Source organism: Glaciecola sp. SC05, assembly GCF_041380235.1.
GTDB lineage: Bacteria > Pseudomonadota > Gammaproteobacteria > Enterobacterales > Alteromonadaceae > Glaciecola.
Genome location: NZ_JBGIYY010000025.1, coordinates 49,885 through 58,560 on the forward strand (window position 1 = coordinate 49,885; position 8,676 = coordinate 58,560).

8 protein-coding genes are annotated in these 8,676 nt (G+C 44.5%); 3 read left to right on the top strand and 5 right to left on the bottom strand.

Features of this window, described 5'->3' with window-relative positions:
- Positions 1 to 2 precede the first annotated feature (2 nt).
- The 3 genes from AB9H30_RS18170 to tsaA form a co-directional block, all read right to left on the bottom strand.
- Positions 3 to 842: an MBL fold metallo-hydrolase gene (locus AB9H30_RS18170; RefSeq protein WP_371196155.1), complete on the bottom strand. Its 840-nt coding sequence runs from the start codon at positions 840 to 842 to the stop codon at positions 3 to 5.
- Positions 843 to 850: 8 nt separating this feature from the next.
- Complete coding sequence (locus AB9H30_RS18175; RefSeq protein ID WP_371196157.1) at positions 851 to 2,557, bottom strand: proline--tRNA ligase; 1,707 nt, start codon at positions 2,555 to 2,557, stop codon at positions 851 to 853.
- Positions 2,558 to 2,647: 90 nt separating this feature from the next.
- A complete protein-coding gene (tsaA, locus tag AB9H30_RS18180) occupies positions 2,648 to 3,346 on the bottom strand; it encodes a tRNA (N6-threonylcarbamoyladenosine(37)-N6)-methyltransferase TrmO (protein ID WP_371196158.1) in 699 nt (232 codons plus the stop codon).
- 133 nt (positions 3,347 to 3,479) lie between these two features.
- On the opposite strand from tsaA, the gene AB9H30_RS18185 reads away from it, so the two are divergent.
- From AB9H30_RS18185 to AB9H30_RS18195, 3 genes are read left to right on the top strand one after another with little or no spacing between them, the layout of a single operon-like run.
- Entirely contained in the window at positions 3,480 to 4,409 is a 930-nt protein-coding gene (locus AB9H30_RS18185; RefSeq protein ID WP_371196159.1) for an ABC transporter ATP-binding protein, read from the top strand.
- Complete coding sequence (locus tag AB9H30_RS18190; protein ID WP_371196160.1) at positions 4,406 to 5,140, top strand: ABC transporter permease subunit; 735 nt, start codon at positions 4,406 to 4,408, stop codon at positions 5,138 to 5,140. The genes AB9H30_RS18185 and AB9H30_RS18190 overlap by 4 nt, the downstream gene beginning before the upstream one ends.
- 2 nt (positions 5,141 to 5,142) lie before the next feature.
- A complete protein-coding gene (locus tag AB9H30_RS18195) occupies positions 5,143 to 6,960 on the top strand; it encodes a GldG family protein (RefSeq protein ID WP_371196162.1) in 1,818 nt (605 codons plus the stop codon).
- Between the two features lie 24 nt (positions 6,961 to 6,984).
- Here AB9H30_RS18195 and AB9H30_RS18200 read toward each other — a convergent pair whose 3' ends face one another.
- Both AB9H30_RS18200 and folD read right to left on the bottom strand, forming a co-directional pair.
- The gene (locus AB9H30_RS18200; RefSeq protein ID WP_371196164.1) at positions 6,985 to 7,548 is read right to left on the bottom strand and encodes a DUF1415 domain-containing protein; all 564 of its coding nucleotides are present in this window, start codon (positions 7,546 to 7,548) and stop codon (positions 6,985 to 6,987) included.
- Between the two features lie 3 nt (positions 7,549 to 7,551).
- The gene (folD, locus tag AB9H30_RS18205; protein ID WP_371196166.1) at positions 7,552 to 8,421 is read right to left on the bottom strand and encodes a bifunctional methylenetetrahydrofolate dehydrogenase/methenyltetrahydrofolate cyclohydrolase FolD; all 870 of its coding nucleotides are present in this window, start codon (positions 8,419 to 8,421) and stop codon (positions 7,552 to 7,554) included.
- Positions 8,422 to 8,676: the final 255 nt, after the last annotated feature.

Below are 8,676 nucleotides of genomic sequence, written 5' to 3' on the forward strand. Positions count from 1 at the left end.
TTCTAAATAGTGATTTGCAGACCTTCATATGCGCCAAAGCAAGTTGCATCGGCTCCACCAATTTCAAAAATCTCACTAGCGTGCTCTACGATTTCATCAATATCGGCATCAGTTCGCTCAGGGTCATGACTATATAGTGCCAATTTCTTTGCAAAACTTGCTAATGCTAGCTTAACAGCTTCTTCGGCAACGGAGTGCCCCCATCCGAGTTTAGCAGGCATATCCTTGACCACATACTGTGCATCGTGAATGAGCAGGTCGGCATTTTTTGCAAAATCGACAAATTCTAAAAAGTCAGTGTCTTTTTTGTATGGAGGGTATAGCTCATTGTCTGTAATGTAGGCTAGTTTGCTGTTACCTTCAACGATAGTGTAACAGCTTCCGCCTCCAGGATGGTTCATAGGGTGACGTTTTATTGTCGCTTCACCGAGTTTCCATTCAGTAACGTCATAGGGTAGGCGCTTGATTAGAATATTGGAGGCCAAAACCTCCTTGCTGACCGGAAAATAAGAGCCAGACATCTGTTTAATAACAGCCTCTGGTTGTTCGAGTTTGGTCATACCCGGTGTAATAATAATGTCGCGACCCGGCTGATAAATAGGGATAAAAAAAGGGAAACCTTGAATGTGGTCCCAATGATTATGACTTAGTAGCAGATAAATAGGCGTTTTCTTTGCTGCCAGTTTTTTGCCAAGCAGGCGAATACCTGTGCCTGCATCCAGTATAACGTCGGTGCCGTCTGCAAGCTCAACGTGCACGCATGCCGTATTGCCGCCATATTTATTGTACTCAGGGCCTGGCGTCGGAATTGAACCCCGCACACCATAAAAAGTCACTAGCACCCACTACCTCACTGATTAGTTACGAAAGCAATCACCTCATCGATATTGATAAGTGTCTTCTCTCCGGTCAATCGGTTTTTATATTCAACTTGTTGGTTGTCTAAATTGCGCTCTCCAATCACAATGCTGTGAGGAATACCAATCAGTTCCATATCGTTAAACATAACTCCCGGCCGCTCTTTACGATCGTCAAATAATACTTCAACGTTCTCGGCTAGGAAGTCTGCATACAATTTTAGTGCCGTTTCCATAATTCTGTGAGATTTATGCATATTCATAGGAATAATAGCAACCTGAAATGGTGCGATTGCCGGTGGCCATTTAATTCCATGCTGGTCGTGATTTTGCTCTATAGCAGCTGCAACTATGCGAGTTACACCGATTCCGTAACATCCCATTTTTAATACTTCATGCTTGCCCGATTCGGTTAACACGCCGCAATTCATCGCTTTAGAATATTTATCTCCTAATTGAAATATATGCCCAACTTCGATGCCTTTACGAATTTGCAATGTACCTTTGCCATCTGGTGATGCATCTCCGGCAACTACGTTCCTAGCGTCAACAATTTCAAAATCAGCAACATCACGCTCCCAGTTTACGCCGATGTAATGGAAACCGTCTTCATTGGCACCGCACACAAAGTCAGAACATGCAGCCGCACTGCGGTCGACTAAAACTGGCAGAGGCAAGGCAACTGGACCAATTGAGCCAAACTTGCAAGATAAATGAGCACTTACTTTAGCTTCATCGGCAAATGTGAGCGGTGAAGCAACTAAGGGATGTTTTTCTGCTTTTATTTCATTGAGCTGGTGGTCGCCACGCAGCACAATGGCGACAAACGGATGGTCGCAACTTTCATCCGCATCTACTATTAAGGTTTTTATACATTGAGTAGCGGCCACAGATAGCATGGCCGCAACGTCGCTAATGCTGCTTGCCTCAGGCGTTGCCACTTTGCTGATATCAGCAGATGCGCTTGCACGGGTATCTAGGCATACCGCCTCGGCAAGCTCAATGTTTGCGGCATAGTCAGAGGTATCACTGAATGCGATATCGTCTTCGCCAGAATCTGCTAATACATGAAATTCGTGGGAGACTGCGCCGCCGATAGAGCCACTGTCAGCAATTACGGGGCGAAATTCTAGGCCAATGCGCTCAAATATATTGCAATAAGCTTGATGCATCCTTTGATAGGTCTGTTCGAGAGACTCCTCGCCTAAATGGAAAGAGTAGGCGTCTTTCATAATAAATTCGCGAGAGCGCATAATGCCAAAACGGGGTCGGACTTCATCGCGAAACTTGGTTTGTATTTGGTATAGGTTAAGGGGCAGTTGTTTATAGCTGCTGACTTCGTTCTTGACCAGTGCGGTGACGACTTCCTCATGGGTAGGACCCAGCACAAAATCCCGCTCATGACGGTCTTTGATTCTGAGCAACTCCGGGCCGTATGCCTCCCATCGCTTAGATTCTTGCCATAAGTCAGCAGGCTGTACTACCGGCATGCTGATTTCTATCGCACCGGCTTTGTTCATTTCATCGCGCACAATTGCCGCTACTTTATTGAGGACTCTAAGACCCGTTGGTAACCAGGTGTATAGGCCAGATGCTAGTTTTCTGACGAGTCCGGCTCTCAACATTAGCTTGTGACTGATAACCTCAGCTTCAGCAGGGGATTCTTTTTGGGTGGCAAGCAAATAATCAGTAGTGCGCATAGTCTTCTTATTATTGTGATACGAATATCGCTAAATTCTATCAGCGCAACCGCTACGACTAAAGCTAATTAACGACTTTTACTTGAATTGTTAGAACTTTATTCGATGGATTGACTGAACCAATACGTAATTGTGCTTTACTGTAAATCTAATTTCGATGTCATAAAGGCGGATATGATATTGTTTTTCATCATCTTTTTTGCTTTTATAGGCGGGGCGAGGATCGGCTGTTAAGCTAGCTTCAATGAGCTCGCGTAAGTCCGCATATAATTTTTGATATATTGATAAATGGTTTAACACTGACGGTTCATATTGAACTGTCAGAGTGTTCTCTGGAGATTGCGCTGCATATCCGCTTTGCGCATTCTCAATGCTGTCTGCATAGCCAACATAGGGTTTAATGTCGATAATCGGTGTGCCGGATAGCATATCAACACCTTCTACTTCTAAGGTATTGTTTTTGAAATTGAGCAGTTTAACCACCGACATACCGATTCCATTAGGTCGAAAGCTAGAACGAGTAGCAAACACCCCAGTTTTTGCATTGCCGCCTAACCTAGGTGGGCGCACTTTAGAGGACCAGCCTTTGTCTGTATTTTGATGGAATTTAAATATAATCCACAAGTGTGAAAACTGCATTATTCCTTCACAAGCATCAATTGCCCTGATATGTTCATCAAAAACAATGGTACCCTTAGCAATGCTCAGTCCAGCGCCTTGCCTTGGAATCCCAAATTTTTGCGTATAGGGTGTTAGAATATGCCCTATGGGCAGAATGTTATCAGTCAAAAGTTATTGTTTACCTTTTATTAAAAATGCTGTTTTACGAGTTGAAATTTATGTAAAAAGAGCTTACTTCTTGGTATTAGCAAGGCGATGAATAACCATAGACAAATAGAAAACATAAGTACAAGGAAATCTTATGATTTGTGTAAACAATCTGACAAAGGTATTTGGAGACAGCACCGTTGTCGACGATCTTTCGTTTGAGGTAAATGCAGGAGAAGTAGTTGGCTTTCTGGGGCCAAATGGCGCGGGTAAATCGACCACCATGAAAATGCTCATGGGGTTCCTATCGATCACAAGTGGCAGTGTGCAGATTAACGGCAAAGATATTTTAGATGCCCCACTAAGTATCAGAAAAGACATTGGATATCTGCCAGAGGGTGCGCCGGCTTATACAGAAATGACGGTCTATCAGTTTTTAACCTTCATTGCCCAAGCGCGAGGGATCCCAAGCAAACAACGTAAGCAAGCGATTCTGGATGTGGCTGAAAAAGTGGCTTTAAAGAATGTGCTAAATAAAACGATTGATACTCTTTCTAAAGGCTTTAAACGGCGGGTTGGCATTGCACAGGCGATGATCCACGATCCTAAAATTCTTATACTGGATGAACCTACCGACGGACTCGATCCAAATCAGAAACATCAAGTTCGTAAGCTGATAAAAGATTTGGCCGAAGATAAAATTGTGATTATCTCCACGCATATTCTTGAAGAGGTCAGCGCACTTTGCAATCGAGTGATGATCATCGCTGAAGGTGAAATGCGTTTTGACGGCACACCGCAAGAGCTGCTTTTGAAGTCTAAGCATCACAATGCTGTGAGCATGCAAATGCGCGGGCTTGCTGATATCTCCGGATTGCTCGAACTAGAGGGTGTCGCAGATTTACATTACGACCGGCAAAACAGTCAAATTACCTTATTTGCTGATGCAGGCACTTCGATTGTAGAGCCCGTGAGTGCGTTTATTTATGAAAATCAATTGCCGGTAGAAAGCTTCTATCAGGTGAAAGGGAGCTTTGATGATGTATTCAGAGAAGTGACGCAGTCGCGCGAGGGCACAATATGAATGCTATATGGATCGTAAGCAAACGAGAGTTCGCTAGTTTTTTTGTGACGCCGGTGGGCTATATATTTATTGCAATATTTTTAAGTATGTCGGGCGTATTCACGTTTATGTTCGGCAATTTGTATGAGCGGGGAGAGGCGGATTTGCTGCCTTTTTTCAATTTCCATCCTTGGCTGTATTTGTTTTTAGTACCGGCCATTGCCATGCGCACTTGGTCAGAAGAGCGAAAAAGCGGCACTATTGAGCTATTAATGACCTTACCGCTTTCTACCTTTCGTATAGTTGTTGGTAAATTTTTAGCGGCTTGGTTGGTATTGGCTGTTTGCCTATTGTTGACCGCACCTCTGTGGATTACGGTAAATTATCTGGGTGATCCTGACAATGGCGTAATCTTTGCCTCTTACATTGGCAGTTGGTTAATGTCGGGAGCTTTTTTAGCGGTGAGCATGTGCATGTCAGCACTTACAAAAAATCAAGTGGTGGCGTTTATTCTGGCCATTGTGCTGTGTTTTTTCTTTGTACTCACAGGTTCACCAATTGTTCTGAATCTGCTTTCCGATTGGGCTCCGAACTGGGTAGTAGATACCGTTGCTAGTCTGAGTTTCTTGGGGCAATTTCAAGATATTGCTAAGGGAGTAATAAACGCCAACGATGTTGTGTTCTTTGTCGCAACAATTGTTATTTGGCTATTTGCAAACCAAGTCATTATTGACCATAAAAAGGCGAGCTAGTGATGAATAAAACCGTATCCACAATTAGTGTGTTAGTCCTTTTACTGGTGCTGTTTTTTGCGGTCACGCTGGCTTCAAATAGCCTTTTGCGTGGCTATGGCGTGGATTTAACAGAAGACAAAATATATTCGGTAACACCGGGTACTGAAAGCATTTTGAGTGAGTTAGAAACCCCCGTAGAGCTAAATTATTTTTTCTCTGATACCACCAGTAAAAGCATGCCGGCACTGCGAAATTACGCTGCGCAGGTTGAGAGTCTATTGAAAAAGTACAGTGAATTGGCTGGACAAAACATCAACCTTAATATTATCGACCCACAGCCATTTTCTGTGCAAGAAGACAAAGCAGCCGGCTTTGGTTTGACTGCAGCTGCAGTTGGTCCGGCTCAGGATAGTGTGTATTTTGGGCTAGCGGGCACAAATGCAAATGGCGATGCGATGATAATTGGCTTTTTTGACCCCAGCAAAGCCGCGTTTTTAGAATATGACATATCGCGTTTGATTTACCAGTTAAGTAAGCCTGAGCCAATAAATCTGAGTATTGTGACTGACATTGCTATGATGGGTGAGCAAAACCCACTAACAGGCGAAGTTACCCAGCCTTTCGTTGTATATCAACAGTTAAGTGAGTTGCTAAACGTTACTTTAGTTGCCAATAGTGACGATGGCATTCCTGAGAACACCGATGTTTTAATGGTGGCCCACCCTCAAGGGCTTGGACGACAAATGCTCTATGCCATTGATCAATATTTGATGCAAAATGGCAAAGCTATTTTTCTTGTAGACCCGCATTTTGAATCAGATGTTATGGCAATGATGGGGTCGGTGGGTGCAAATAGCTCGGATGTTACACTTCTGAATGCTTACTCTGTAAACGTCGGAATAAACGAAGTGGTGCTAGACAGTCAAGCCGGCCTTGAAGTTCGCAGCGCAGATGGTGGGGCTGTTCGACACTTTGGATTTTTAGGCTTAGGAAGTGCAGAGATTAATTTAGATGACGTCTCGACAGCGGATCTGAATACAGTGAATGGTGCGTCGTTTGCCAATATCTCTTTGGCCAATGACAGCGGGCTTACATTAGAGGCCTTATTGCAGAGTTCATCAAACTCGTCACTAATTGGTACCGCTGAGTATGCCGCAATACCAGAGCCTAAACTGCTCGCGAATGGCTTTGAGAGTGACAATACGCGTAAAGTTCTAGCGGCGCGCTTAACTGGAAGTGCCACATCTTTCTTTAAGCTTGATGATCCTGAAACCAAAGAGGGATTCTTGGCGCGGACAGAAAATCTTAATATAGTGGTTATCGGCGACGTAGACTTTTTAACCGATAGGTTTTGGGTGCAGCAGAGCAACTTCTTTGGCCAAGCTATGTACTCACCCTTCGCCAATAATGGCGATTTGATCATAAATTTAGTCGAAAACTACGGAGGCGCACAAGCGCTTATTGGCCTACGAGGACGCGCTGCTTTTTCTCGACCGTTTGAACGAGTAGCTGAGATAGCAGTAACTGCCGAGGCAAAATTTAGAGAACAAGAGAGCCGTCTACAAGAACAATTACAACAAACTGAAGCCCAGCTGGCCCAGCTACAGAGCCAGCAGGCTGATGCTATTTCAGTAAGCGCTGAACAACAGCAAACGATTGATGCTTTTATAGCCAAGCGGATTGAAACCCGCAGCGCACTCAGAGACGTGCAGTTCCAGTTGCAAAAGGACATTAACGCCTTGGGTAATCAACTTAAATTGATAAACATCATCATCGCCCCGATCGTGTTGACGGTGTTGCTGTTTATTGGAGCGAGGCTAATGAAGCGGCGCATATAGTGCGTCGCTTGTCGCAAGCAACTATTATTTGCGAGTTGTTGGTAAATATGCTTTGAAAAATGCTTCCCCTAAGGTTTTTGCGTGGGCAATGTTGCGCAGCGGGATGTTTTCGGGTTGAGAAAAGTTATCTAAGGCATCGCTGATACTGTCCTCTCTTAAAATATGCAGCATGGGCAGCGGTGATCGGTTAGTGTAATGGCTAGGACAGTTTGCCGGTGCGCCATCAAACAAATAGTCAGGATGAAAACTCGCTAATTGTAAAATTCCTTCAAATCCCGCATTTTCGATTAATTCGTTTGCCATTTCCAAAAAATCGAGGTAATCGTTGAAATCGCCAAAGGCGTCAGTATATATCAGCAGACTGGTTTCGATTTTGTCATTTCTGAGTAAATCCTCACATTCGGTGACGACTTGACGCAGCAAGCTTGCAATATCTGATTGCTGCTGGACTGAAAAGTGAATTTGCTTATTGTCGCGAACGGGTTTGGCAAAAGGGCAAAACTGCTCTTTAATAATCACCTCATCTAACCACCTTTGAGTCGCCGCTAGAATGGGTTCAATATCGGTATGTACCGGATCTATATTCATAACTTAGCTTGTTTTCCGTTTGCTGTGATATTTAACATAGGCCTCGAGGGTATTTTCAATCAGGCTGGCAACGGTCATCGGGCCAACCCCTCCAGGCACTGGCGTGATCCAGCCCGCGCGTTCTTTGGCAATCTCGTATTCCACGTCGCCTGTTAGGCTTCCGTCATCAAGCCGATTAATACCCACATCAATCACTATTGCGCCGGGTTTAATCCAGTCACCGGGAATAAAGTGGGGTTTGCCTACCGCTACGACTAACAAATCAGCACGTTTTACGTGTGAAGCCAAATCTTGTGTGAATTTATGGCAGGTGGTGACCGTGCATCCGGCCAACAATAGTTCGAGTCCCATTGGACGACCAACAATGTTCGATGCACCTACGATAACTGCATGTAGGCCTTTAATGGGTCGCTTGGTCGACTCAATCATGGTCATAATGCCTTTGGGTGTGCATGGACGCAAAGCCGGCATACGTTGAGCTAGACGGCCGATATTATATGGATGAAAGCCATCAACATCTTTACTTGGGTGAATGCGCTCGAGCACTTCATCGGAATGCAGCCCAGCGGGCAAGGGCAATTGCACCAGTATTCCATCTATTTCATCGTCGGCATTAAGTTCGTCGACGAGATCAAGCAGGGTTTGTTGCTCTGTCGTGGGAGGCAACTTGTATTCTTTGGAGACAAACCCTACTTCTTCGCATGCTTTGGTTTTGTTGGCAACATAAACCTGCGACGCTGGGTTACTGCCGACTAGCACTACCGCTAAACCAGGCAGGCGTTTGTCAGCTTCAGCTAAGGTCTCGACGTGAGAGGCAACGACTTGTCTAACGTGTTTGGCAATTTTTTTGCCGTCGATTAATTGTGCGCGCATGTATCAATAATGTTTATGAGATGATGGCGCGATTGTATCTGAAGCTGAGCACAATTTCACTGAGCACATCAAAAACACTATGAATTTGAGCATCGCGTTGACGGCTTTTTGCGCAAGCGTAAAAAAAGCAGGACATTAGATGAAAAAGTGTTTGACGATATTGTACCAACTCGGTAATATGCGCCCCCCGTAGCGATAGGCTTTTCGAAGTTTTAAATCGTTACGATGTCGGTGAGTGGCGCAGCTTGGTAGCGC

Coding starts and splice junctions, on each gene's coding strand:
- AB9H30_RS18200 (WP_371196164.1), bottom strand. CDS start 7,548: ATGAATATAGATCCGGTACATACCGATATTGAACCCATTCTAGCGGCG.
- AB9H30_RS18175 (WP_371196157.1), bottom strand. CDS start 2,557: ATGCGCACTACTGATTATTTGCTTGCCACCCAAAAAGAATCCCCTGCT.
- AB9H30_RS18185 (WP_371196159.1), top strand. CDS start 3,480: ATGATTTGTGTAAACAATCTGACAAAGGTATTTGGAGACAGCACCGTT.
- folD (WP_371196166.1), bottom strand. CDS start 8,421: ATGCGCGCACAATTAATCGACGGCAAAAAAATTGCCAAACACGTTAGA.
- AB9H30_RS18190 (WP_371196160.1), top strand. CDS start 4,406: ATGAATGCTATATGGATCGTAAGCAAACGAGAGTTCGCTAGTTTTTTT.
- AB9H30_RS18195 (WP_371196162.1), top strand. CDS start 5,143: ATGAATAAAACCGTATCCACAATTAGTGTGTTAGTCCTTTTACTGGTG.